The following is a 24,167-nucleotide window of genomic DNA, read 5'->3' as shown; positions in this document are numbered from 1 at the left end:
AGATTGTGATGACCAAGCTGACCACCCAGAACGAATTTGTCGCCCGCCATATAGGCCCACGTGACGCCGATACCGCGGCCATGCTCGAACTGCTCGGCTACGCCAGCATCGACGCACTGACCGATAACGTGATTCCCGACAGCATCAAGGGCTCCAGCGTACTGGGCAGCCAACCGGGCCTGTCGGAAGCCGACGCGCTGGCCAAGATCAAGGCCATTGCCGGTAAAAACCAGCAGTTCAAGACCTATATCGGTCAGGGTTATCACGGCACCCACACGCCGAGCCCAATCCTGCGCAACCTGCTGGAAAACCCGGCCTGGTACACCGCCTACACCCCGTATCAGCCGGAAATTTCCCAAGGCCGTCTGGAATCCTTGCTGAACTTCCAGACCCTGATCAGCGACCTCACCGGTATGCAGATCGCCAACGCCTCGCTGTTAGATGAAGCCACCGCCGCTGCCGAAGCCATGACCTTCTGCAAGCGCCTGTCGAAGAACAAGGCCAGCAACGCCTTCTTCGCCTCCCAGCATTGCCACCCGCAAACCCTCGATGTGCTGCGCACCCGTGCCGAGCCGCTGGGTATCGAAGTGGTGATCGGTGACGAAGCCGCGATTAATGATGCCAGCGCCTACTTCGGCGCGCTGCTGCAGTACCCGGCGAGCAATGGCGATATCTTCGATTACCGCGAACTAGTCGAGCGCTTCCACGCGGCTAACGCGCTGGTTGCCGTCGCCGCTGACCTGCTGGCCTTGACCCTGCTCACCCCGCCGGGCGAGTTCGGTGCCGACGTAGCCTTGGGCAGCGCCCAGCGCTTCGGTGTGCCATTGGGCTTCGGTGGCCCACACGCCGCCTACTTCGCCACCCGCGATGCATTCAAGCGCGACATGCCAGGCCGCCTGGTCGGCATGTCGATCGACCGTTTCGGCAAGCCGGCCCTGCGCCTGGCCATGCAGACGCGCGAGCAACATATTCGCCGCGAGAAAGCCACCAGTAACATTTGTACCGCTCAGGTGCTGCTGGCCAACATCGCCAGCATGTACGCCGTCTACCACGGCCCGAAAGGCCTGACCCAGATTGCCCAGCGCACTCACCAGTTCACTGCGATCCTGGCCAAGGGCCTGCGCGCACTGGGCTACAGCGTTGAGCAGGAATTCTTCTTCGACACCCTGACTCTGGCCACCGGCGGCAAAACCGCAGCGCTGCACGCGGCTGCTCGCTCTGCCAGCATCAACCTGCGTGAAATCGATGGCGAGCGCTTGGGCCTGTCCCTGGATGAAACCAGCGATCAAGCCGCCGTTGAAGCACTGCTCGCAGTATTCGCCGACGGCAAAACCGTTCCAGCCTTCGCTGAACTGGCGGCAGGCGTGACCGCCCAGCTGCCAAAAGGCCTGCTGCGCGAGAGCGAAATCCTCACTCACCCGGTATTCAATCGCTACCACAGCGAAACCGAGCTGATGCGCTACCTGCGCAAGCTGGCCGACAAGGACCTGGCGCTGGACCGCAGCATGATTCCGCTAGGTTCCTGCACCATGAAACTCAACGCCGCCAGCGAGATGATCCCAATCACCTGGGCCGAGTTCGGCAACCTGCACCCTTTCGCGCCAACCGAGCAGAGCCAGGGTTACACCCAGCTGACCACCGAACTGGAAGCCATGCTATGTGCGGCCACTGGCTACGACGGCATCTCCCTGCAGCCGAACGCCGGTTCCCAGGGTGAGTACGCCGGTCTGTTGGCGATTCGTGCTTACCATCTGAGCCGCGGCGATGATCAGCGCGACATCTGCCTGATCCCGCAATCGGCCCACGGCACCAACCCTGCAACCGCGAGCATGGCCGGTATGCGCGTAGTGGTGACCGCGTGCGACAGCAGCGGCAACGTCGACATCGCCGACCTCAAGGCCAAGGCCGAAGAGCACAAGGACCGTCTCGCCGCGCTGATGATCACCTACCCGTCGACCCACGGTGTGTTCGAGGAAGGCATCCGCGAAATCTGCGCGATCATTCATGACAACGGCGGCCAAGTGTACATCGACGGCGCCAACATGAATGCCATGGTCGGCCTCTGCGCCCCGGGCAAGTTCGGCGGCGACGTCTCGCACCTGAACCTGCACAAAACCTTCTGCATCCCGCACGGCGGTGGCGGCCCAGGTGTTGGCCCGATTGGCGTCAAAGCGCACCTGATTCCGTTCCTGCCTGGCCACGGCCATATGGCCCGTAAAGAAGGTGCAGTCAGCGCCGCGCCGTTCGGCAGCGCCAGCATCCTGCCGATCACCTGGATGTACATCAGCATGATGGGCGGCGAAGGCCTCAAGCGCGCCTCGCAGATGGCCATTCTCAACGCCAACTACATCGCCCGCCGCCTGGAAGAGCACTATCCCGTGCTGTATTCGGGCAGCAACGGCCTGGTGGCGCATGAGTGCATCCTGGACATCCGTCCGATCAAGGACAGCAGCGGCATCAGCGTTGACGATGTGGCCAAGCGCCTGATCGACTTCGGCTTCCACGCCCCGACCATGTCCTTCCCGGTGGCCGGCACGCTGATGATCGAGCCGACCGAAAGCGAATCCAAGGAAGAACTGGACCGTTTCTGCGATGCCATGATCGCCATCCGCAACGAGATTCGTGCGGTAGAAGCTGGCCAGTTGGATGCCAACGACAACCCGCTGAAAAACGCCCCGCACACCGCCCTGGAACTGGTCGGCGAATGGACGCACGCCTACAGCCGCGAGCAGGCGGTGTACCCGGTTGCTTCGCTGATTGACGGCAAATACTGGCCGCCGGTCGGCCGCGTGGACAACGTGTTTGGCGACCGCAACCTGATCTGCGCCTGCCCGTCCATCGAGGCGTACCAGGACGCTTAAGGCGATAAAAACCGTAGGATGGGTTAGCGGCGCAGCAGCGCAATAGCACCTTTAACACCATCCCTGAGCGCCGCGTAACCCATCAGCGATGGACGCGACACACGGGATGATGGGTATCGCTGCGCTCAACCCATCCTACGGCTTTGTTTATCCAAGAATTTCGACTCACCTCTACCCGGGGCGGGTCAGTTGCACCCAAAACAACAACAAGCGAGGGATCTCACCATGTTCAGCAAGCACGACCAACTGCAAGGTTATGACGACGCCCTGCTCGCCGCGATCAACGCCGAAGAACAGCGCCAGGAAGATCACATTGAGCTGATTGCCTCGGAAAACTACTGCAGCCAGCGCGTGATGCAGGCGCAAGGCAGCGGCCTGACCAACAAGTACGCCGAAGGCTATCCGGGCAAGCGTTACTACGGTGGTTGCGAACATGTCGACAAGGTCGAAGCCCTCGCTATCGAGCGTGCCAAGCAGCTGTTCGGTGCGGACTATGCCAACGTGCAGCCGCACTCCGGCTCCTCCGCCAACAGCGCGGTGTACCTGGCGCTGATCAATGCCGGCGATACCATCCTCGGCATGAGCCTGGCCCACGGCGGTCACCTGACCCACGGCGCCAAGGTGTCGTCCTCCGGCAAGCTGTACAACGCCGTGCAATATGGCATCGACGAGCAAGGCCTGATCGATTACACCGAGGTCGAGCGCCTGGCCGTCGAGCACCAGCCGAAGATGATCGTCGCCGGTTTCTCTGCGTATTCGCGCACCCTGGATTTCGCCCGTTTCCGCGAAATCGCCGACAAGGTCGGCGCGCTGCTGTTTGTCGACATGGCCCACGTCGCTGGCTTGGTCGCCGCTGGCCTGTACCCCAACCCGATTGCGTTTGCCGATGTGGTCACCACCACCACGCACAAAACCCTGCGCGGCCCGCGTGGTGGCTTGATCCTGGCCCGCGCCAATGCCGAGATCGAGAAGAAACTCAACTCTGCGGTATTCCCCGGCAGCCAGGGCGGGCCGCTGATGCACGTGATCGCCGCCAAAGCGGTGTGCTTCAAAGAAGCGCTGGAGCCGAGTTTCAAGGCTTACCAGCAGCAGGTCATCAACAACGCCCAGGCCATGGCCGAAGTGCTCGTCGGCCGTGGCTATGACGTGGTCTCCGGCGGTACCGATAACCACCTGATGCTGATCAGCCTGGTCAAGCAGGGTCTGACCGGCAAAGCCGCCGATGCCGCACTGGGTGCGGCGCATATCACCGTGAATAAAAACGCCGTACCGAATGACCCGCAATCGCCGTTCGTGACCTCCGGCATTCGCATTGGCACCCCGGCCGTGACAACGCGCGGTTTCAAACAAACCGAATGCCGCGAACTGGCCGGCTGGATCTGCGACATTCTTGATGACTTGGAAAACCCGGCGCTGATCGAACGCGTCCGTGATCAGGTGGCGAACCTATGCGCCAGCTTCCCGGTCTACGCTGACTAAATATGCCGTTGAACAATGCAGCCGCGGTTACCCGCCGCGCTGCATCCACGCCACCCACGAGGCTGGCTCAACGCCGGAGAAAACATGTCACTCAGCGTTTTTGACCTATTCAAGATCGGCATCGGCCCATCCAGCTCACACACGGTCGGGCCGATGCGCGCCGCCCTGCGCTTTGCCGAAGGCCTGCGCCGCGATGATTTACTGGGCAGCACCGAGAGCCTCAAGGTCGAGCTATACGGCTCCCTCGGCGCGACCGGCAAAGGCCACGGCAGTGACAAAGCGGTGCTGCTCGGCCTAGCCGGCGAACAGCCGGACACCGTCGATACCAACAGCGTCGACGCTCGACTGGCCGCGATCCGCGCCAGTGGCGAACTCCAGCTGCTCGGCGAAAAAACCATCCATTTTGTCGAGAAGCAGCACCTGGCAATGATCCGCAAGCCGCTGCCCTTCCATCCCAACGGCATGATTTTCCGCGCCTTCGATGCCGCCGGTTTACAGATCCGTTCACGCGAGTACTACTCGGTAGGCGGCGGTTTCGTGGTCGATGAACAAGCGGCCGGTGCCGACCGCATCGTCGAAGACACCACGCCGCTGCAATACCCCTTTACCACCGGAAAACAGCTGATGGCGCATTGCGCCGAACACAACCTGTCGATCAGCCAGGTGATGCTCGCCAATGAAGCCGCCTGGCGCCCGGAAGCGGAAACCCGCATGCGCCTGCTGCAGATCTGGCAGGTGATGCAGGACTGCGTCGAAGCCGGGTGCCGCAATGAAGGCATCATGCCCGGCGGGCTCAAGGTCAAACGCCGCGCCGCCGCTCTGCACCGCCAACTGTGCAAGCACCCGGAAGCCAGCCTGCGCGATGCGCTGAGCGTGCTCGACTGGGTCAACCTATACGCCTTGGCTGTCAACGAAGAAAACGCCAGCGGCGGCCGCGTGATCACAGCGCCGACCAATGGCGCGGCCGGCATTGTGCCGGCGGTGCTGCATTACTACAGCCGCTTTATTCCCGGTTCCAACGATGACGGCATTGTGCGTTTTCTGCTGACCGCCGCCGCTATCGGCATTCTGTACAAAGAAAACGCCTCGATCTCCGGTGCTGAAGTCGGCTGCCAGGGCGAGGTCGGCGTGGCCTGCTCGATGGCCGCCGGAGCGCTCTGCGAAGTGCTCGGCGGCAACGTCAATCAGGTGGAAAACGCCGCCGAAATCGGCATGGAACACAACCTCGGCCTGACCTGTGACCCCATTGGCGGCTTGGTGCAGGTACCCTGTATCGAACGCAACGCCATGGGCTCGGTGAAAGCCATTAATGCGGCGCGCATGGCCTTGCGCGGCGACGGCCAGCACTTCGTCTCGCTGGATAAAGTGATCCGCACCATGCGCCAGACCGGCGCTGACATGAACAATAAGTACAAGGAAACCGCCCGTGGCGGCTTGGCCGTGAACATCGTCGAGTGCTGATTACGGCAACCCATACAACCCTGTAGGCGCCACGCGCCTACACACGTAACGCTTACAGAACTGGAGAAGCGCATGACCACTGAAACTCTGGCGAAAACCCCACTACACGCCCTGCATCTCGAACTGGGCGCACGCATGGTACCGTTCGCCGGTTATGACATGCCGGTGCAATACCAGCTCGGCGTGATGAAAGAGCATCTACATACTCGCGATCAGGCCGGCCTGTTCGATGTGTCACACATGGGTCAGATCGTCCTGCGCGGCGCCAATGCCGCCAAAGCCCTGGAAAGCCTGGTGCCGGTCGACATCATCGACCTGCCAGTCGGCATGCAGCGCTATGCCATGTTCACCGATGAGAACGGTGGCATCCTCGACGACCTGATGGTCGCCAACCTGGGCAACGACACCCTGTTCCTGGTAGTCAACGCCGGCTGCAAGGACCAGGACCTGGCTCACCTGCAGAAGCATATTGGCAGCCAGTGTGAAATCGAAAGCCTGTTCGAAGCCCGCGCTCTGCTCGCCCTGCAAGGCCCGAAAGCCGTCGACGTCCTGGCGCGCCTGGCACCAGAAGTGGCGCAGATGACCTTTATGCAGTTCGCCCCCGTGCGTTTACTCGGAGTGGACTGCTACGTCAGCCGTTCCGGTTACACCGGTGAAGACGGCTACGAGATCTCGGTGCCGGCCGAACACGCCGAAACCCTGGCGCGCAGCCTGCTGGCCGAAACAGAAGTCGAGGCCATCGGTCTCGGCGCACGCGACTCGTTGCGCCTGGAAGCCGGCCTGTGCCTGTATGGCCACGACATGAGCACTAGCGTCACGCCAATCGAAGCCAGCCTGCTGTGGGCAATCTCCAAACCGCGCCGCGCCGACGGTGCCCGCGCGGGCGGCTTCCCAGGTGCCGAGCGCATCTTCGCCCAGCAACAAGCCGGCGTTGCCAGCAAGCGTGTTGGCCTGCTGCCGCAGGAGCGCGTGCCGGTGCGTGAAGGCGCGGAAATCGTCGATGCCGACGGCAAGGTAATTGGTACCGTGACCAGCGGTGGTTTCGGTCCGACGCTGGGCGCACCAGTGGCCATGGGTTATGTGCAGAGCAGCCATATCGCCCTGGACACTGAGCTGTGGGCCATCGTGCGTGGCAAGCGCGTGGCGATGAAAGTCGCCAAAACCCCGTTCGTGCCACAACGCTACTACCGCGGCTAACCCCTGCCCCAACGTAGCCCGGATTGCATCCGGGCTACTCGCTAACCGCAGCTGCAGACAAGGCCAGCAGCCCTGTCCATCAATCGCAGCGCTACTCGCGCAACTGCCCAACCATCGCCGCGGCAACGCTCAGCACATCCTTACCCAACTGCTTGGAGCGCTCGCCGTTCCAGCCCGTTTGCGGGTTAGGCCGGTCATCGTGATCCTTGAACGGCATTTCGATGGTGAACGCTAGGCAATCAAACTCCAGCCCCACCGCATTGCAGGCCAGGGTGGTATTGGCCTGACCGAATTGGTCAGGGGTATAACCGAAAGTAGTCTGAAACTCGGCGCCGTTATCAATCAACAACTGCCGAAACTGCTGCTCCAAACGCGCAAGGCGCGGGCTGTAGCCCGGATTACCTTCACAGCCGGCGGTAAACACATGAGGGATTTCCTCATCACCATGAATATCCAGGAACAGATCAACGCCCACGGCGCGCATCTGCTGCTGGACGAAATACACCTCGGGGCTGTCCGCCTTTGTGGCTGACTGCCAGGCACGATTGAGGTCGCGACCAGCGAAGTTGGTCCGCAAGTGACCACGAAAGGCACCATCCGGGTTCATGTTCGGCACCAGGTAAAGGTCGGCCTGTTCCAGCAAGGCATTCATCTCGGCGTCATCACGCAGTTGCAGACGCTCAAGCAGCCCTTCCATAAACCACTCAGCCATATGCTCGCCCGGATGCTGCTGGGCAATCAGCCAGATCTTGCGCGGCGCCTGCGAATTGCGGCTGATGCGCAGTAATTCGATCGACCGACCTTCGATGCTCTTGCCGCAGGCAAACAGCTCGGCGCCAGCCAAACGCTGCGCATCGACGATCAGACGTGCATGGCGCTCGCGACTATAGGGCTCAAAATAGGCAAACCAAACCTGCGCTTGCTGAGGCTCGATGTCGAACTTCAGCGCGCCTTCTTCAAAACGGCTAGGCACACGAAACCAGTTACGCTGATCGTACGAAGCCACCGCGTGGTAACCCGCCCAGGCATGCGGGTATGACGATTGCCAGGCATTGCTCAGGCTAAACCCGTAGGGCTGCCCTGGTTGCAGGCCATCCACGTGAAAGTGGAACCACTGGAAATGCCCACTGTTGAGGTCCGCTCGAATCGCCAACAGCACCTGCTGCGGATTGCTGGCGTCGATGACCTCGATATTGCCGCTGTCGAAGTTGGAGCTGATCTGCATGGATACCTCGAAGGCCTGGATGCATGGAGAGACGCGAAGATGAGCAAGAATCGCAGCTCTGGCGCGCGGGCGAAACGCTGCAGGCGACAAACTGATATGGATTCTGCAACCTGCCTGGGACGATCAACGCAGCCAACAGCTCGACCGCCGCGCAACTTGCCAGCATGCCTGTAGTCTTGTGTGTACCCGCCACAGGTTCGACTGAACGCTCAACGCCAACTCAAGGGAGCAGCAATCCGCATGAATATTGCGCCACTACGCCACCGCCCACTGTTGTTACTGCTCTGCGCAGGCCTGCTGCTGGGCGGCTGCGCCAGCCAACCGGAACAAAGCCAGAGCGAACAGCCCGCCCAGCAAGCCGATGCACCCCGCGAGAACAGCGCCGCCGAGGCCAACCTGCTCAGCCAGGCCAACCGCGGCGACCTCGACAGCCAGTTCCAGCTCGGCAGCCTGTACTTCGTCGGCAAGCCGAACAAGGACCTCAAGCAGGCCGAATACTGGTGGAAGCTCGCCGCCGACAAAGGCCACGCCATGGCCGCCGTCAGCCTGGCCTACCTGTATACCGGCCGCGACAACCCGGATTTCAACAACCCGCAACAGATGCTCAAGTACCTCAACCAGTCCGCGGCCGGCGGCAACCCGATGGCCCAGCACATTCTCGGCAACCTCTACCTGCGCGGCGAACAAGGCGTGCCGCTGGACGCCAACCAGGCCCGGCGCCTGTTTAACAGCGCCTGCCAACAGAACTACAGCTCCAGTTGCACAGCACTACAGGAGATGCCCTGAAACCTCGACTCAGGCCTAGATGGATTTGGTCGCAGCCTGGTCATCAGGCTCCGCCTGTGGCTGCTCGGGTTGTTGCGGCTCAGCCTGCTCAGAATCTTCAGCAGGTTTGCCCAGCCACTCATTGGTCGACTGTTGCACGTCATCCACCTGTTTGTTGAGCTCTTTCACTGTCTCATCAACCGCTTCGCGGGCGACGTCCACAACTGCCTGCTCGGCTTTCTCGGCAAGTTTCTGCGCCGACTGTTCAGCCGCCTCGCAACCGACCAAGCCGATCAGTACCAGACCCAACACACCCATTTGCATCGACTTACGCATCACGTTCTCCATACACAGCCGCTACCGGCCTGTTGTGCCGCGACCCAGTGGCCGCCGCGTTGATTGATCACCCGGCTGATTAACCGCAAGGCGAGGCTCAGCAGTGCGTGCGCAAATGTAGGGAGGCGCGGGTGTTTCCTCAATTGCATAGAGTTTGCAAGGTGTTACCGAGCAGTCCACCTGCGACGCTGAAATAGCAAGGGTCTCCAACAAAACCCAGCGCATTGCGGTAGGCACAAACAGGCACTAGGCAAATACGCTTACACAAGGCTAATAATACCAACCACTATGTGCATCCCAATTAATGCAGCGCCTGCGAGCGTTCATCGCAACTAAAAGGATTATGTCGTGCTGACACGCAATGCACTGTGCGCATTGGCGAGCTTGCTCTGGGTAAGCACTTCGGTGGCTGAAGAGCTGCACTTTGTGACTGAAGAATTTCCACCCTTCAGTTATTCACGCGGAGCAATTGCCAGCGGTGCCCTGCCCGAAATAGTCGACGCCACCTGCCTGATCTTGCAGTGGCGCTGCCACATTGAAGTTCTGCCCTGGCGGCGCGCGCTGCAAAAGGCCGAGGATGGTGAGGTGGATGGCATTTTTACCGTGATTCAATCACCCGCACGGCAACAGGCATTTTTTATCACCCCCATGCTGGTGACCTCCAGCTACGACTTCTACACCTTGCGCAACAGCAACTTCCACTACAGCCAGCCAGACGATTTGCATGGCCGCCAGGTCGGCGTGTATGGCCCATCGGGCACCTCGTTTGTGCTGCAGGAAAGCCTGAATAACACGCCAGATGTCGAGGTTAAACTGGTGACCAACAACCATCGCCTGTTATTAATGCTCAATGCCGGACGTTTTGGCGAGCAAGGCATAGTGGTGCTTAATCGTGATGTTGCTCGCCACCTGATCGAACATGAATATCTATATGCATTGCGTCACGCCGGCCATTTGGCGTCAATTTCATATGGCATTGGTTTTTCTCGCAAAAAAGTCACCCCAGCGCAGTTTCAGGCATTCAATCGCGGGCTGAACACACTGCGTAATAACGGCCAGCTTGCAACCATCCTGCAGCGCTATGGTCTACACCCTGCCAATTAAGCAGGCTGGACATTTAACTTGGCTTCGCCATAATTGCCCCGCGCAGCCAAATCAGTCCCTTAACAAACCTGACAACTCGTTCAGGTAAAGCTCAATTAAAGGGCACACTCGCGCGCTGATAGTCCTTGAAACTATTCGCAGCGTTTATAAATGCGCAGGCCAAAACTGTTTGGCCGTCTCAGGTGCCCAAGCCATATGCCTGGCATCCAGCCAATATTCTGTTCAAGACCATGGGTAACTACGTGACGAAAGACGAACTGCGCGCCGAACTCGAGCGCCAGGCGCAGCGTTACAAGGATGTATACGGCGGGGAAGTGATTACCTACGCCGCTCAACCGGACCCCGAGCGCAAGCCGTGGCGCAAGAAGGCTAACCTTCTCGACCAAGCGTTTGAAAAAGAATTGGAAAAAATCGAAAAAGAGCTGCAAAGCAAAACCGACGAGGCCTCTGGCTGACGCCCCGTCGCCTTGACAGGCCATCCCCTGCAGAGATGGCCATAGGCTCAACGCCCTTTACCGCCCATTAGCGAACCCAATAGACCGCGCACCAGTTGCCGGCCGATCTGATTGGCCGCCTGGCGCATGGCTGTTTTCATCACCTGACTGGCCAGGCCACCGAGCAGCTCGCCAGCAGCACCAGCAATCCCACCACTGGCCTCTGCCTTCTTGCTGGCAGCGCTCGGTTTGCTTGGCTCTGTCTGTTGCGCAGCCTGCTCAGCGCGGGCGGTCAACAACTCGTACGCTGACTCACGATCGATGGGTTTATCGTAGCGCCCACGTAATGGCGACTGCTGAATCAACGCCGTGCGTTCAGACTCACTCAGCGGCCCGATACGCGACTGCGGCGGCGCAACGGCTACACGCTGGACCATGGCCGGCGTGCCTTTGGCCTCCAGCGTGCCAACCAAGGCTTCACCGATCCCCAGCTCGGTGAGTACCGTCAACGTGTCGATAGCCGGATTCGGCCGGAAGCCATCGGCCACCGCGCGCAGCGATTTCTGCTCTTTGGCGGTAAAGGCGCGCAGGCCGTGTTGAATACGCAGGCCCAGCTGCGCCAACACATCGTCCGGCAAGTCGCCCGGCGACTGGGTAACGAAATACACCCCCACGCCTTTCGAACGGATCAGTCGCACCACCTGCTCAAGACGCTCCTGCAAGGCCTTGGGAGTATCGGCAAACAACAGGTGCGCCTCATCAAAGAACAGCGCCAGCAGCGGCTTGTCGGCATCTCCGCGCTCCGGCAGCTGCTCGAACAATTCGGCCAACAGCCAGAGCAGGAAGGTCGCGTAGACCTTCGGTGCCTCATGCACCAGACGGCTGGCGTCGAGCAGATGAATGCGCCCGCGACCATCGCGGTCCGGATGCAGGATGTCTTCCAGTTGCAGCGCCGGCTCGCCAAACAGCGCATCGGCGCCTTGCTGTTCCAGGCCCGCCAATTTGCGCAGCAGGGCTTGCGATGACGTGTTGGTAAACAACGCGCTGTCTTCGCCCAGCACCTCGGGGTGGTTCTTCAGATGCGCCAACAGCGCCTTGAGGTCTTTCAGATCGAGCAGCAGCAAACCTTCGCGGTCCGCCACCTTGAATGCGGCATAGAGTGCGGCTTGCTGGCTGTCTGTCAGCTCCAACAACGCACCGAGCAGCAAAGGCCCCATCTCACTCAATGTGGTGCGCAGTGGATGGCCGCTCTTGCCCTGCACATCCCATAGCGTTACCGGGTAGGCCATCGGCTGGTGATTGAGCCAGGGCATGCTGGCGATGCGCTCAGCCACCTTGCCTTGCGGCGTGCCGGCAGCGCCCAGACCGCAGAGGTCGCCTTTAACATCAGCGGCAAACACCGCCACGCCAGCATCGCTGAAGGTTTCAATCAAGCGCTGCAGGGTCACCGTTTTGCCAGTGCCCGTCGCGCCGGCAATCAGCCCGTGTCGATTGGCCAAACGCAACGCCTGCCCCACCGGCATCCCTTGAAGATCGGCCCCTACAACAAACTGCTCGGTTTGCGCCATCTTGTTATCTCCATGGTTAAAGCTTTACTGCAACTAAGCCGACATAGTCAGCATGCCGCATACCCTGCGACAGCCACTGCCTTACATCAGCTCAAGACTGATGCCAGAACTTAACGGACGCAAGAAGCCATGACCAACAACCTGAAGTTCAGCCACAAGATTCTGCTCGCCGCCTCACTGGTGGTGATCGCTGCATTCTCGCTGTTCACCCTGTACAACGATTATCTGCAACGCAATGCCATTCGCGCGGATCTGGAAAGTTATCTGCATGAAATGGGTGAGGTGACCGCCAGTAACATCTCAAACTGGTTGTCCGGACGTATCTTGCTGGTGGAAAACGTCGCGCAGTCGGTTGCCCGTGACGCCTCCAGTGAGGTGCTGACCGGCTTGCTGGAGCAGAAAGTACTGACGTCGACCTTCGACTTTACCTACCTCGGCAGTGCCGACGGCGAATTCACCATGCGCCCGGACGACGAAATGCCAGCCGATTTCGACCCGCGCACGCGTCCCTGGTATAAGGATGCCATGGCCGCCGGCGGTAGCACCCTGACCGAACCCTATATTGACGCTGCCAGCGGCGAGTTGATTATCACCATCGCCTCACCCGCCAAAGCAGCAGGCGTCGCCGCCGGCGATCTGAGCCTCAATACTCTGGTAGAGATCATCAACTTGCTGGATCTCGATGGCATCGGCTATGCATTTCTGATCAGCGCTGACGGCAAGATCCTGGTGCACCCGGACAAGTCCTTGGTGATGAAGAACCTCAGCGAGGTCTACCCGCAGAACACGCCACGGATCAGTAGTGATTTCAGCGAGACAGAGCTCAATGGCGAAGAACGCATCCTCACCTTTGCCCCGGTCAAGGGGCTGCCCTCGGTGAACTGGCATGTCGGCCTGTCCATCGACAAGGATGCAGCCTATTCGATGCTCAGCGAGTTCCGCACCTCGGCGATCATCGCCACCATCATCGCCGTGGTGCTGATCATGCTACTGCTGAGCATGCTGATCAGCGTGCTGATGCAACCGCTGAATGTCATGGGCAAAGCCATGGAGGACATCGCCCAAGGCGAGGGCGACCTGACCAAGCGCCTGAGCATTCAGTCCAACGATGAGTTCGGCCGCCTAGCCACAGCCTTCAACCGCTTCGTCGAACGTATCCACAGCTCGATCCGCGAAGTGTCATCCGCCACCAGCCAGGTCAATGAAGTGGCCAAACTGGTGGTCGGAGCCTCCAACTCGTCGATGATCAACTCGGATGAACAGGCCAGCCGCACCAACAGCGTCGCCGCGGCAATCAATGAGCTGGGCGCCGCCGCTCAGGAGATCGCCCGTAACGCCGCCGACGCGTCGAATCAGGCTTCAGATGCCCGTCACCTGGCTGAAGACGGCCGCCAGGTCGTGGAGAAAACCATCCAGGCGATGAATGAGCTGTCCGGCAAGATCAGCGCTTCCTGCAGCAATATCGAAACCCTCAACAGCAAGACGGTGAACATCGGGCAGATTCTTGAGGTGATCAAAAGTATCTCCCAGCAAACCAACCTGCTCGCGCTCAACGCAGCTATCGAAGCAGCGCGCGCCGGTGAAGCCGGCCGGGGCTTCGCCGTGGTCGCCGATGAGGTACGCAACCTGGCCCATCGCACCCAGGAATCGGCACAGGAAATCGAGAAGATGATCGAGGAGCTGCAAGTCGGCTCCCGTGAATCGGTCACCACCATGACCGAAAGCCAGCGTTACAGCGAAGAAAGCGTGGAGATTGCCAACCAGGCTGGCGCGCGCCTGAGCAGCGTGACTGAACGCATCGGCGAGATCGATGGCATGAACCAGTCAGTGGCCACCGCCACCGAAGAGCAAACCTCGGTGATCGAGTCGCTCAACGTCGACATCACCGAAATCAACACCCTCAACCAGGAAGGCGTGGAAAACCTCAACGCGACCCTGCGCGCTTGCGGTGATCTGGAGCAGCAGGCCAGTCGACTCAAGCAACTGGTCGACAGCTTCCGCATTTAAGATGTTTACCGCGATCAGCTGCGCGTCGGCCCTGCCGCGTTAAAAACAGACTCGGAATGCTCATGTACAACAGTACACTCCGCTTCCTCGCCTGTTTTTGCCTTGCAGGGCTCTAGCTCGCAAGATCGGAAGCTGACTGTAGCGGCAATAAAACAAATGGGGCGCTCACTGAGCGCCCCGTTTTTATTTCTGCTTTTCGCTATTCGCTGGCAGTTGTTCGTCCTGCTGCAATTGCCGCCACAACTCGGCAGCATCAGCAAACTCGGTACCGTCTTCAGGAGTCAGCTCCTGCGGATCATAGCGCTGCGTACAGCCCTCCCCGAGCACCGGTGGCGCGCTGGATGTTCCACGCGCAAGCGGATCAGTCATAGCACCTCCAATATGCTTCGTTGGGCTTCAGTTAAGTGCCAGGTGACCTTCGTCATGCTGGGCGAACTCTTTGACCGCACGCAGCACATCGCTGCGGCTGACCTGCCCGATCAAGCGGCCCTCTTCGACCACTGGCAAACGCCGGCGCCGGCCGCGCAGAAAGCGCTCGGAGATTTCGATGATATCCGCCTCTGGCGAAATCACTTCCACCTCGGTGGTCATGTAGGCACTGACATCACCGCCCGCCGACTCGTAATAAGCGCCAGAGAGGATGCCGCGCAAACAATCGCCTTCCGATAACAAGCCCACCAGATGCCCTTGCCCATCGACCACCGGCGCGCCGGAAATACGGTGTTCAAGCAAACGATTGATGGCGGTGAACAGATTCATTTCAGGACGAAAAGTCACCAAATTGCGGGTCATGTAGTCACGTACTTTGATTGACTTGAGCATCAGTAATCTCCTCTGCCTGCGCTGAACCGAAGGGCTGCTTACACGTCAGTCGAATACCACCGTCTTATTGTCATGCACCAGCACTCGGTCTTCTAAGTGATAGCGTAGACCACGCGACAGCACCATCTTCTCGACATCTTTACCCAGGCGCACCATCTCTTCGATGCTGTCACGGTGACTGACGCGCACCACGTCCTGCTCGATGATCGGGCCGGCGTCCAACTCTTCGGTGACATAGTGCGAGGTCGCACCAATCAACTTAACCCCACGCAACGACGCCTGATGATAGGGCTTGGCCCCGACAAACGACGGCAGGAAGCTGTGATGGATATTGATGACCCGCTGCGAGAACTCCGCACAGAGGTTTGCTGGGAGAATTTGCATATAGCGGGCCAGCACAATCACGTCAGCGTCATGGGCTTTTACCAAGCGCTCGACTTCATCAAAGGCGGGTTGTTTATCTTCAGGGTTAACCGGTACGTGGAAGAACGGAATGCCATGCCACTCGACCATGCTGCGTAAGTCATTGTGGTTGGAAATCACACACGGAATGTCGCAATCCAGTTCGTTACTGTGCCAGCGGTGCAACAAATCAGCCAGGCAATGGGATTCACGGCTGGCCATCAACACCACACGTTTCTTCTGCGCCGAATCGGTAACCCGCCACTCCATAGAAAACTCGCGGCCGATCGGCGCAAATGCCTGGCGGAAACCGTCCAGGTCAAACGGCAGTGAGTCGGCACGGATCTCATGGCGCATAAAGAACCAACCGCTCTGGTTATCCGAGTGATGACTCGCTTCGGTAATCCAACCGTTGTAGGTGGCCAAAAAGTTACTGACCTTGGCCACGATTCCAACCCGGTCTGGGCAGGCAATAACCAATCGAAAAGTACGCATCAACGGCTCCAGCACGCAAATAAAGTCGGCCATTCTAGTCACAGCAAGAGAAAACTGCAGTACTCAAACAGCCTTGGCGAGCCGCCATCAGAGCAACGCCGGCGGCCTCTGCAACTCAAGTAGCGCAAAAACGCCAAGAACCACCTGCTGAATATGCCTACGCGGCCAATAAGAAAATGGCTAATAAGTTACTTAGCAATACAATTCATAAAAAATACCCATAAAGCGGTTTACTTGTGAAAAGTGCCTGACTACTATTGCTTCACTTAATCGTCAATTTCTTATATAGGCACGCCCTACATGTCACTCATCAACGAATACCGCGCTACCGAAGAAGCCATCAAAGAACTGCAAGACCGCCTGAAGAACATGTCGCAAGACGACAAGCTGCAAAAAGAATTGGAATTCGAAGGCAAACTGCGCGCACTGATGGGTGAATACCAAAAGTCGCTGCGTGACATCATTGCCATGCTTGACCCGGAAGCCAGAAGCAGCAAAAGCCTGCGTCCAGCCAAAACTACTGCGACCAAGCGCGCGCGCAAAGTTAAGCAGTATAAAAACCCGAACACTGGCGATGTGATTGAAACCAAAGGTGGCAACCACAAAACGCTGAAAGAGTGGAAAGCTAAGTGGGGCAGCGACGTTGTTGAAAGCTGGGTAACCCTGCTGGACTAAGCCACCGCACGAATAGCCCCGCGCTAAATAAAAACGCCAGCAATGCTGGCGTTTTTTTGTGGTCGCTATTTTTAACAATCAACCATATTACAAGGCATATTGCTGGCGCAGCCGCTCGGCATACGCGCGCCATTCCAGTAACACCGCTTGTTGCTCAGCATTAGCATCTGCAAACACCTGCGCCAAGGCCTGTTCGAACTGCTCAAGGGTATTCGGTGCACCATATTCAGGGTGGCTCAGGCGTTGCTGACAGAAGGTTCGCCAGCGCTGCTGTTCCTCAGTGCTCAGGGTCGCGGCAAAGTTGCGCGCCCGGTAACGAAACAGCAACTCGGGTAATCGCGCATCATCAAAGGGCCAAACTGCCTCCCCCAAACGTTGCGGATCAGCACGGCGTACCTGCTCGCACAAACGCCGGTCACGGTCACCGATAAAACCATCGTACAACTGTTGTTCCGGGTCTTGATTAGGTGCGAATTGCTCTTCGGCATACACCTGCAGCAGTTTTTCCTGCCAAAGAGCAGACTTAGCCTGTAATTGTTCGGCCTGTGCCTGATAGGCCGGAATGTCGAGTTGCAGGCGTTGAATATCCTGCGCACGTAATACGTTCATCGGCGCAACAACCGGGCAACGGTTGATATGCAGCAACTTAAGCGGCACCGGCAGCTCACCCTCAGCCAATTGATCACGGCGGGTGTAAAGACGCGTGCGTAATGTCTCAGCGTTCTCATTGAGTAGCGGCGCAATATCCGCCTGCAAATCACAGACGATTAGCGCATTGCGATTACGTGGATGCCAGGCCAAAGGCAGCACCACTGCCAGATAATGCCGCGCGCCGGCATAACGGCCGGATATATGTACCAACGGCTGCAATAGGCGTATCTGATCCTGCACCCGTTGTTTAATGCGCAATTGATAGAGATAGTCATACAACTTCGGCTGCTTGCTACGCAGCAACCGCGCCAGGGCGATAGTCGCCCGCACATCGGATAACGCGTCATGGGCCTGGCCATGCGCAATGCCGTTTGCAGCCGTCAGACGCTCGAGTTTGAGGGTCACCCGCCCATCCTCTTGCGGCCAAACGATACCCTCCGGACGCAATGCATAGGCGGTACGCACCAGGTCAATAAGGTCCCAACGGCTATTACCGCCCTGCCACTCACGGGCATAGGGGTCATAGAAGTTACGATACAGGCTGTAGCGCGTGACTTCGTCGTCAAAGCGCAGGCTGTTGTAGCCCACGCCGCACGTGCCGGGCTGCGACAGCTCAGCATGCACACGGCTCATAAACTCGGCTTCATCCAGGCCATGCTCGGCTAACTTGCCCGGAGTAATCCCGGTGACCAAGCAGGCGGCAGGGTGCGGCAGAATGTCGTCACTGGGCTGGCAGTAGATATTCAGCGGCTGATCAATTTCATTCAGGTTTTCATCGGTACGAATCCCCGCCAACTGCAATGGCCGGTCGCGGCGCGGGTCAATGCCCGTGGTTTCGTAGTCGTACCAAAAGAGGCTAGAAGTCACAGTAACGTCCTAATGCTGAGGCGCCGGCAGTCTAGCACCCTGCTGCTAACGCGCAGACAAGCGCAGCCCGTGCGCCAGCCACCTGTGGCAGGCGCACGGGCTGCATTTAAGTCGCGTAAAAACCCGTTATTGCTGATAAATAGCCCTTCCCCGCCAACTCTTGTGACGCGCCGGTTGCGCCGCTGCTTGCTGCTGGCTAGCATCGGGCTTTCCTCGATGCAGTCTGCCGATGTCGCTCACGCCAACCCCTGATTCAGTTACCGACCGCCCGCTGCTGGATACCCGCTATAAAGTGGAAACGCCGGAAGGCATCGACCTGATTTTGCGGCCGGCGGGCTTGGTACCGCGTGCGCTGGCGTTCAGCATCGACCTGCTGATTCGCGGCGCACTGCTCGGCGTGTTATTTGCAGCCCTGGCGCTGCTCGGCCAATTCGGTATGGGCCTGGGTACCATCCTGCTGTTTCTCGTGACCTGGTGGTACATGGTGCTGTTTGAAGTGCTCAACCAGGGCCGCTCACCCGGCAAACAATTGATGGGCCTGCGGGTGATTCATGATGATGGCACGCCCGTTGGCTGGGCCGCTTCGTTGACCCGTAACCTCCTGCGCTTCGTCGACATTTTGCCCTTCGGCTACACCTTGGGCATTCTGAGCTGCCTCAATCATCCGGCCTTTAAACGCTTGGGCGATATCGCTGCCGGCACACTGGTGGTTTATCGCGATGAGCCGCCTACTGCCCCGCAACGACCGCAAGCCGAACCGCTGCGTGCGCCATTCAGCATGAGCCTGGCTGAACAACGCGCCCTGCTCAGCTTTACAGAACGTGCACAGGGCCTCTCCAGCGCGCGCCGCCAGGAGCTCGCGGGCCTGCTTGCCGAGCCCTTGCAAGTGCCCGCCGAGCAGGCTGAACAACAGATCCACGGCATTGCCCGTGGCCTTTTAGGCCCGACATGAAGCAGAGCCTGTTTGAAAACCAGCACCAGGCCGAGTGGCAGGCATTTAACGCACTGCTCACAGCGCTTGAACGCGGCAAAGCAGACAGCCAGCAGTGCAAAGGCTTTGCCGCGGCTTATCGACGTCTGTGCCAACACCTCGCCCTCGCGCAGACCAGGGGTTACAGCAGCCACCTGATCGAACAATTACAACTTTTGGCCATGCGCGGTCACCAGCAGTTCTATCGCCACCGCAGCCCACTGGGTGGCCAGTTGCTCGGTTTTATCCTCGCCGGCTTTCCACGCTTGGTCAGGGCTGAATGGCGCTTTGTCGTCGCGGCCAGCCTGCTGTTCTTCGGTAGCCTGCTGCTGATGGGCACGCTGGTGTACCACTTCCCCGATCTGGTTTACGGCGTGATGCCGCCCGACCAAGTCGCCGAGATGGAAAAGATGTACGACCCCGATGCCCGGCGCATCGGCCGCTTTAGTGAGCGCGACTCCGGCGATGACTGGATGATGTTCGGCTACTACATCATGAACAACATCGGCATCGCCTTTCAGACCTTTGCCAGCGGCCTCCTGTTTGGCCTCGGTAGCCTGTTCTTCCTGCTGTTCAACGGCCTGATGATTGGCGCAGTGGCCGGCCACCTGACGCAGATCGGCTATGGCGAAACCTTCTGGTCCTTCGTCGTCGGCCATGGCGCCTTCGAGCTGACTGCCATTGCCCTAGCCGGTGCGGCCGGCCTGAAACTCGGCTGGGCGCTGCTGGTACCCGGCCGCCTGCCCCGCGGCGAAGCCTTGCGGGTAGCCGCCGGCAGCAGTGTGCGGTTGGTCGGCGGGGTGATTGTGTTTCTACTGCTGGCCGCTTTTATCGAGGCCTACTGGTCATCCATGAGCCTGGCCAGCCACAGCGTTAAATACGCAGTTGGCGGCGCGCTCTGGCTGCTGGTTCTGGCTTACCTACTGCTGGCTGGCCGAGGTGTGCATGCGCCTGACTGATGCCAGCGTGGTGATTCGCCCACGCAGCGCCTGGGAAGCCATCGACCTCGGCGTGCTGCTGGCCAAGCAGCATGCTGGCCTGCTGATGCTCAGCTGGGCCCTGGTCACCCTGCCAATTTTCGCCCTGCTGTGCGTATTACTCTGGGATTACCCAAGCATTGCCCTGTTGATTTTCTGGTGGCTCAAACCCGCCTATGAGCGCCTGCCGCTGTATATCCTTTCGCATGCGTTGTTTGGTGCAACACCGAGCCTCACGCAAGCCCTGAAGGCCCTGCCTGGCCTGCTCAAACCACAGTTACTGGCGAGCCTGACATGGCGCCGGTTAAGCCTCACACGCAGCTTCGACATGCCGGTCATGCAGCTTGAAGGCCTGACTGGCAAAGAGCGCAATCGACGCTTAATTGCCCTTGGCCAGCGTGATGCAGGCGGCGCGAGCTGGCTGACGATTGTCGGCATGCACCTGGAAATGGCGCTGTGGTTCGGCATGATCAGCCTGTTCTACCTGCTTCTACCGGCCCAGATTGAGCTGAACTGGAGCTGGGAAAGCTTGATCAATGCTGCCGCCGGCGAATGGCTGTGGCTGGAGCACCTGTCCAATCTGATCTACGTCCTGCTGCTGATTCTCTGGGAGCCTATTTACGTCGCCTGCGGTTTTACCCTCTACCTGAACCGGCGTACCGCCCTTGAAGCCTGGGACATTGAGCTGGTGTTCCGCCAGTTACGCCAACGTCTGACTGGCGTGGCCTACGCCCTGCTACTGGGTTTTAGCCTGCTATTGCTGCAAGTACCGAACAGTGCCATGGCGGCCGCCAGCAACTGCCCATTGCCGATTGAAGACCCCATGGGGCCAACGGCCGAACGCCTGCTCAAGCAACCTCTGACCAGCGCGGAGGCCCAGCAGAGCATCAGCCAACTGCTCGAGCAACCACCCTTCGAACACCGTGAAACCGTCACCCGCTGGCGCTTCGGCGAAGAGTCTGAGGCGCCCAGCGAAACAGACTCCAAGGCGCTGGGCGAACTGCTGAAAGGGTTCCTCACGCTCACCCAATTATGGAAAAGCGTCGAGGCTGTAGCACTGTTCTTCGAGGTGCTGTTGTGGGCCGCTCTATTTGGCCTGATAGCCTGGCTGTTGTGGCGTTACCGCGACTGGCTGAACGCCTTTGCCGGACGCCTGCGCGTGCCACGCGCGCACAAATACCAGCCGCCGGAACAACTGTTTGGCCTGGAGGTGTCGCCGCAGAGCCTGCCAGCCGACATTCCCGGCGAAGTTGAACGGCTCTGGGATAAACAGCCACGCGCAGCCCTCGGCCTGCTCTACCGCGCCCTACTCAGCCGCATGCTGCATGAACAGCGCCTGCCGCTGAAAAGTGCGCACACCGAAGCCGAAGTACTGCAACGCGTGCAAACACTGCGGCAACAAGAACTCAGCCACTTCAGCCAGACGCTAACCCTTCACTGGCAGAACCTCGCCTATGGCCATCGACTGCCGCCCGCAGCACTCAAACAAGAACTGTGTAGCACCTGGCGACGACTGTTCGAGCAAGAGGCGCATGCATGAAGCGGCGCATCCCATTTTTCATCGGTGCAGGCCTGCTGCTCGCTCTCGGTTTGCTGGGCATCTACCTGCTGGGCATGCTCACGCCATATCAGGAAACCCTCGACCACGGTCCCTCGCCCGAGGCGCAGGCCAACCCTTACCTGGCGGCTGAGCAGTTTCTGCGCAAGCAGGGTCTGCAGGTCCAACGCGCCGACGGCCTGGAAGCCCTCAAAGACCTGCCGAGCGCCGGGCAAACACTGCTACTGCTCGGTGACCGCAGTCGAATGACGCCCAAGCAGGCCGAACGTCTGCTGGCCTGGGCCGCCAAAGGTGGCCACCTGTTATTCGTCGCCGAACGTTTGTGGGATGACGACGAAGGTAAAAGCGGCGACCTGCTGCTCGACAGCCTAGGCATTCAGCAGTATCAGAGTGACGGCCTCGACGACCAGGACAGCGCCGCCACAGCTGAGCAAGACCGTGCAGACGATAAGTATGACGCCGAAGCAGAGGCCCAATCAGCCGCTGACGACGACAACGCCTACCCGGAACTGACCCAGCTCTACCTAGAAAACGAAGACGCACCGGCCTATTTCAACTTCGACACAGACTTCCACCTCTACGACGCCGAAAACCGCGCCCACGCCTGGGCCAACAGTGATGCGGCCACGCACCTGCTGCAGCTCTACCATGGCGATGGTTTGATCAGCGTGGTCAGCGACAGCTGGATTTGGCAAAACCAAAGCATCGGCGACTACGACAACGCCTGGCTGCTCTGGTACATGACCCAAGACAGCCAGGTGACTCTGCTCTACCGCGCCGACCGCGATGACCTGATCAGCCTGCTGCTTGAGCACTTTCCACACGCGCTGGTCGCCCTGGCGCTGCTGCTGGCATTTGGCTTATGGCACCTGGGCATGCGCCAGGGTCCGCTGCAGCTACCCGCCAGCAGACATCGCCGACAGCTGCAGGAACACCTGCGCGGCAGCGCCGACTTCCTGCTGCGCCACAACGGCCAGCACAGCCTGCTGCACGGTTTGCAGCAAGACATCCAGCGCCGCGCCCGGCAGCGTCATCCAGGCTTCGAACGCCTCGCCGTGGCCGAGCAATGGCAAACCCTCAGCCGCCTGACACGCCAGCCTTCTAGCGTTATCAGCCAAGCCATGCGGCCGCCGCCCAAGCAACGCCTGGCCGCCGCCGACTTCACCCGCCAGGTCGCCAACCTGCAAACCCTCAGGAATGCCCTATGACGAGCGAACACACACCCGAACAGCCAGAAAGCGCAATCGAACCGGCGGCCATAATCACCGAGCCCGTCACCGAGATACCGGCTGCGGCACCCGCGCCAGCGGCCCCAGCAGCCCCAGCAGCCGCTGCAGCCAATCCGAATGCTCAACGTCAACGCGCCAGCCAGTTGGCTCAAGCGCTGCGCGCTGAATTGCAGAAAGCCCTGATCGGCCAAACGGCGGTGATTGATGACGTGCTCAACGCGCTGATCGCCGGCGGCCATGTGCTGATCGAGGGCGTTCCGGGGCTCGGCAAGACCCTATTGGTACGCGCCCTGGCACGCTGCTTTGGCGGCGAGTTCGCGCGCATCCAGTTCACCCCTGACCTGATGCCCAGCGATGTCACCGGCCACGCCGTGTACGACCTGCAGAGCGAGCAGTTCAAGCTGCGTAAAGGCCCGGTGTTCACCAACCTGCTGCTGGCGGACGAGATCAATCGCGCCCCGGCCAAGACCCAGGCGGCGCTGCTGGAAGTCATGCAGGAGCGCCAGGTCACCCTGGAAGGTCGCGCCCTGAACGTACCGCTGCCGTTTATGGTGCTGGCCACGCAAAACCCGATCGAACAGGAAGGCACCTACCCGCTGCCGGAAGCCGAGCTTGACCGTTTTATGCTCAAGCTGCGCATGGACTATCCCGAGCAGAGCGAAGAGCTGAACATGGTGCGTCAGGTAGCGCGCTCCAGCAAAGCCGACATGCTCGAAGTCACACCGCTGCGCACCTTGCTGCAAGCCCGCGATGTGCAAGCGCTGCAGAAGATCGCCAGCGACCTGCCAATTGACGAGCAGGTACTCGACTACGCCGTACGCATCGCCCGTGCTACACGCACCTGGCCAGGCCTGGCGATTGGCGCTGGGCCACGCGCCTCGATTGCTCTGGTACGTTGCGGCAGGGCCCGTGCCTTGCTGCGCGGTGGCGATTTCGTGCTGCCGGATGACATCAAGGGCTGCGCCCTGGCCGTACTGCGCCACCGCGTACGACTGTCGCCGGAGCTGGATATCGAAGGCCTGTCGGTGGATCAGGTGCTGCAACAACTGCTCGACCAGGTTCCGGCACCGCGCCTATGAAGCAC

21 protein-coding genes are annotated in these 24,167 nt (G+C 59.8%); 14 read left to right on the top strand and 7 right to left on the bottom strand.

The annotated features are described in order from the left end of the window. The first annotated feature begins 8 nt into the window (after positions 1–8). The 4 genes from gcvP to gcvT all read left to right on the top strand — a co-directional run bounded on the left by gcvP (position 9) and on the right by gcvT (position 6,998). A complete protein-coding gene (gene gcvP, locus SOP97_RS04505) occupies positions 9–2,861 on the top strand; it encodes an aminomethyl-transferring glycine dehydrogenase (RefSeq protein ID WP_322948357.1) in 2,853 nt (950 codons plus the stop codon). Positions 2,862–3,086: 225 nt separating this feature from the next. Next, positions 3,087–4,340, top strand: coding sequence for a serine hydroxymethyltransferase (gene glyA / locus SOP97_RS04500; RefSeq protein WP_322948356.1), 1,254 nt, complete (start codon positions 3,087–3,089; stop codon positions 4,338–4,340). 84 nt (positions 4,341–4,424) lie between these two features. Further along, on the top strand, positions 4,425–5,801 hold the full coding sequence (locus SOP97_RS04495) for an L-serine ammonia-lyase (protein WP_322948355.1): 1,377 nt from the start codon (positions 4,425–4,427) through the stop codon (positions 5,799–5,801). Between the two features lie 72 nt (positions 5,802–5,873). Beyond that, on the top strand, positions 5,874–6,998 hold the full coding sequence (gcvT, locus tag SOP97_RS04490; protein WP_322948354.1) for a glycine cleavage system aminomethyltransferase GcvT: 1,125 nt from the start codon (positions 5,874–5,876) through the stop codon (positions 6,996–6,998). A gap of 91 nt (positions 6,999–7,089) precedes the next feature. Here gcvT and SOP97_RS04485 read toward each other — a convergent pair whose 3' ends face one another. Continuing rightward, positions 7,090–8,223 carry a M14 family metallopeptidase gene (locus SOP97_RS04485; RefSeq protein ID WP_322948353.1) on the bottom strand — a complete coding sequence of 378 codons (1,134 nt, stop codon included), beginning with the start codon at positions 8,221–8,223 and terminating at the stop codon, positions 7,090–7,092. A gap of 240 nt (positions 8,224–8,463) precedes the next feature. Between SOP97_RS04485 and SOP97_RS04480 the strand changes: the two genes are divergently transcribed. Then, complete coding sequence (locus SOP97_RS04480; protein WP_274088181.1) at positions 8,464–9,009, top strand: tetratricopeptide repeat protein; 546 nt, start codon at positions 8,464–8,466, stop codon at positions 9,007–9,009. Positions 9,010–9,024: 15 nt separating this feature from the next. On the opposite strand, the gene SOP97_RS04475 is transcribed toward SOP97_RS04480, so the two are convergent. After that, complete coding sequence (locus SOP97_RS04475; protein WP_274088182.1) at positions 9,025–9,324, bottom strand: hypothetical protein; 300 nt, start codon at positions 9,322–9,324, stop codon at positions 9,025–9,027. Positions 9,325–9,672: 348 nt separating this feature from the next. Here SOP97_RS04475 and SOP97_RS04470 point away from each other — a divergent pair, with 348 nt between their 5' ends. Further along, positions 9,673–10,428 (top strand): substrate-binding periplasmic protein, encoded by a 756-nt coding sequence (locus SOP97_RS04470; protein ID WP_274088183.1) that lies wholly within the window; start codon positions 9,673–9,675, stop codon positions 10,426–10,428. A 242-nt stretch (positions 10,429–10,670) separates the two neighbouring features. Continuing rightward, positions 10,671–10,883, top strand: a complete 213-nt coding sequence (locus SOP97_RS04465; protein WP_274088193.1) for a hypothetical protein — start codon at positions 10,671–10,673, stop codon at positions 10,881–10,883. 47 nt (positions 10,884–10,930) lie between these two features. Here SOP97_RS04465 and SOP97_RS04460 read toward each other — a convergent pair whose 3' ends face one another. Then, positions 10,931–12,430, bottom strand: coding sequence for a helicase HerA-like domain-containing protein (locus SOP97_RS04460; RefSeq protein ID WP_274088184.1), 1,500 nt, complete (start codon positions 12,428–12,430; stop codon positions 10,931–10,933). A gap of 129 nt (positions 12,431–12,559) precedes the next feature. On the opposite strand from SOP97_RS04460, the gene SOP97_RS04455 reads away from it, so the two are divergent. Continuing rightward, positions 12,560–14,437, top strand: coding sequence for a methyl-accepting chemotaxis protein (locus SOP97_RS04455; RefSeq protein WP_322948352.1), 1,878 nt, complete (start codon positions 12,560–12,562; stop codon positions 14,435–14,437). A gap of 183 nt (positions 14,438–14,620) precedes the next feature. Here SOP97_RS04455 and SOP97_RS04450 read toward each other — a convergent pair whose 3' ends face one another. The 3 genes from SOP97_RS04450 to purU are packed head-to-tail and all read right to left on the bottom strand — an operon-like array spanning position 14,621 to position 16,156. Then, positions 14,621–14,806, bottom strand: a complete 186-nt coding sequence (locus SOP97_RS04450; protein ID WP_274088186.1) for a hypothetical protein — start codon at positions 14,804–14,806, stop codon at positions 14,621–14,623. A gap of 27 nt (positions 14,807–14,833) precedes the next feature. Further along, the gene (locus SOP97_RS04445; protein WP_160013327.1) at positions 14,834–15,259 is read right to left on the bottom strand and encodes a CBS domain-containing protein; all 426 of its coding nucleotides are present in this window, start codon (positions 15,257–15,259) and stop codon (positions 14,834–14,836) included. 45 nt (positions 15,260–15,304) lie between these two features. Beyond that, entirely contained in the window at positions 15,305–16,156 is an 852-nt protein-coding gene (purU, locus tag SOP97_RS04440) for a formyltetrahydrofolate deformylase (RefSeq protein ID WP_274088187.1), read from the bottom strand. A 300-nt stretch (positions 16,157–16,456) separates the two neighbouring features. Between purU and mvaT the strand changes: the two genes are divergently transcribed. Further along, positions 16,457–16,831 (top strand): histone-like nucleoid-structuring protein MvaT, encoded by a 375-nt coding sequence (gene mvaT / locus SOP97_RS04435; RefSeq protein ID WP_274089629.1) that lies wholly within the window; start codon positions 16,457–16,459, stop codon positions 16,829–16,831. A gap of 87 nt (positions 16,832–16,918) precedes the next feature. Here the strand turns inward: mvaT and sbcB are convergent, their stop codons facing one another. Continuing rightward, complete coding sequence (gene sbcB / locus SOP97_RS04430; protein ID WP_274089628.1) at positions 16,919–18,349, bottom strand: exodeoxyribonuclease I; 1,431 nt, start codon at positions 18,347–18,349, stop codon at positions 16,919–16,921. A gap of 229 nt (positions 18,350–18,578) precedes the next feature. On the opposite strand from sbcB, the gene SOP97_RS04425 reads away from it, so the two are divergent. Genes SOP97_RS04425 through SOP97_RS04405 form a run of 5 tightly spaced genes read left to right on the top strand, consistent with a single transcriptional unit; the run spans position 18,579 to position 24,162 of the window. Continuing rightward, on the top strand, positions 18,579–19,301 hold the full coding sequence (locus SOP97_RS04425) for an RDD family protein (protein WP_322948351.1): 723 nt from the start codon (positions 18,579–18,581) through the stop codon (positions 19,299–19,301). After that, a complete protein-coding gene (locus SOP97_RS04420; RefSeq protein WP_322948350.1) occupies positions 19,298–20,278 on the top strand; it encodes a stage II sporulation protein M in 981 nt (326 codons plus the stop codon). Before SOP97_RS04425 ends, SOP97_RS04420 begins: the two co-directional genes overlap by 4 nt. After that, entirely contained in the window at positions 20,265–21,836 is a 1,572-nt protein-coding gene (locus SOP97_RS04415; RefSeq protein ID WP_322948349.1) for a DUF4129 domain-containing protein, read from the top strand. The genes SOP97_RS04420 and SOP97_RS04415 overlap by 14 nt, the downstream gene beginning before the upstream one ends. Continuing rightward, the gene (locus SOP97_RS04410; protein WP_322948348.1) at positions 21,833–23,062 is read left to right on the top strand and encodes a DUF4350 domain-containing protein; all 1,230 of its coding nucleotides are present in this window, start codon (positions 21,833–21,835) and stop codon (positions 23,060–23,062) included. Before SOP97_RS04415 ends, SOP97_RS04410 begins: the two co-directional genes overlap by 4 nt. Continuing rightward, positions 23,059–24,162 carry an AAA family ATPase gene (locus tag SOP97_RS04405; protein WP_322948347.1) on the top strand — a complete coding sequence of 368 codons (1,104 nt, stop codon included), beginning with the start codon at positions 23,059–23,061 and terminating at the stop codon, positions 24,160–24,162. Before SOP97_RS04410 ends, SOP97_RS04405 begins: the two co-directional genes overlap by 4 nt. Positions 24,163–24,167: the final 5 nt, after the last annotated feature.

Source organism: Pseudomonas spirodelae, from assembly GCF_034653255.1.
Taxonomy (GTDB): domain Bacteria; phylum Pseudomonadota; class Gammaproteobacteria; order Pseudomonadales; family Pseudomonadaceae; genus Aquipseudomonas; species Aquipseudomonas spirodelae.
This window is presented reverse-complemented; position numbering and strand designations above follow the sequence as displayed.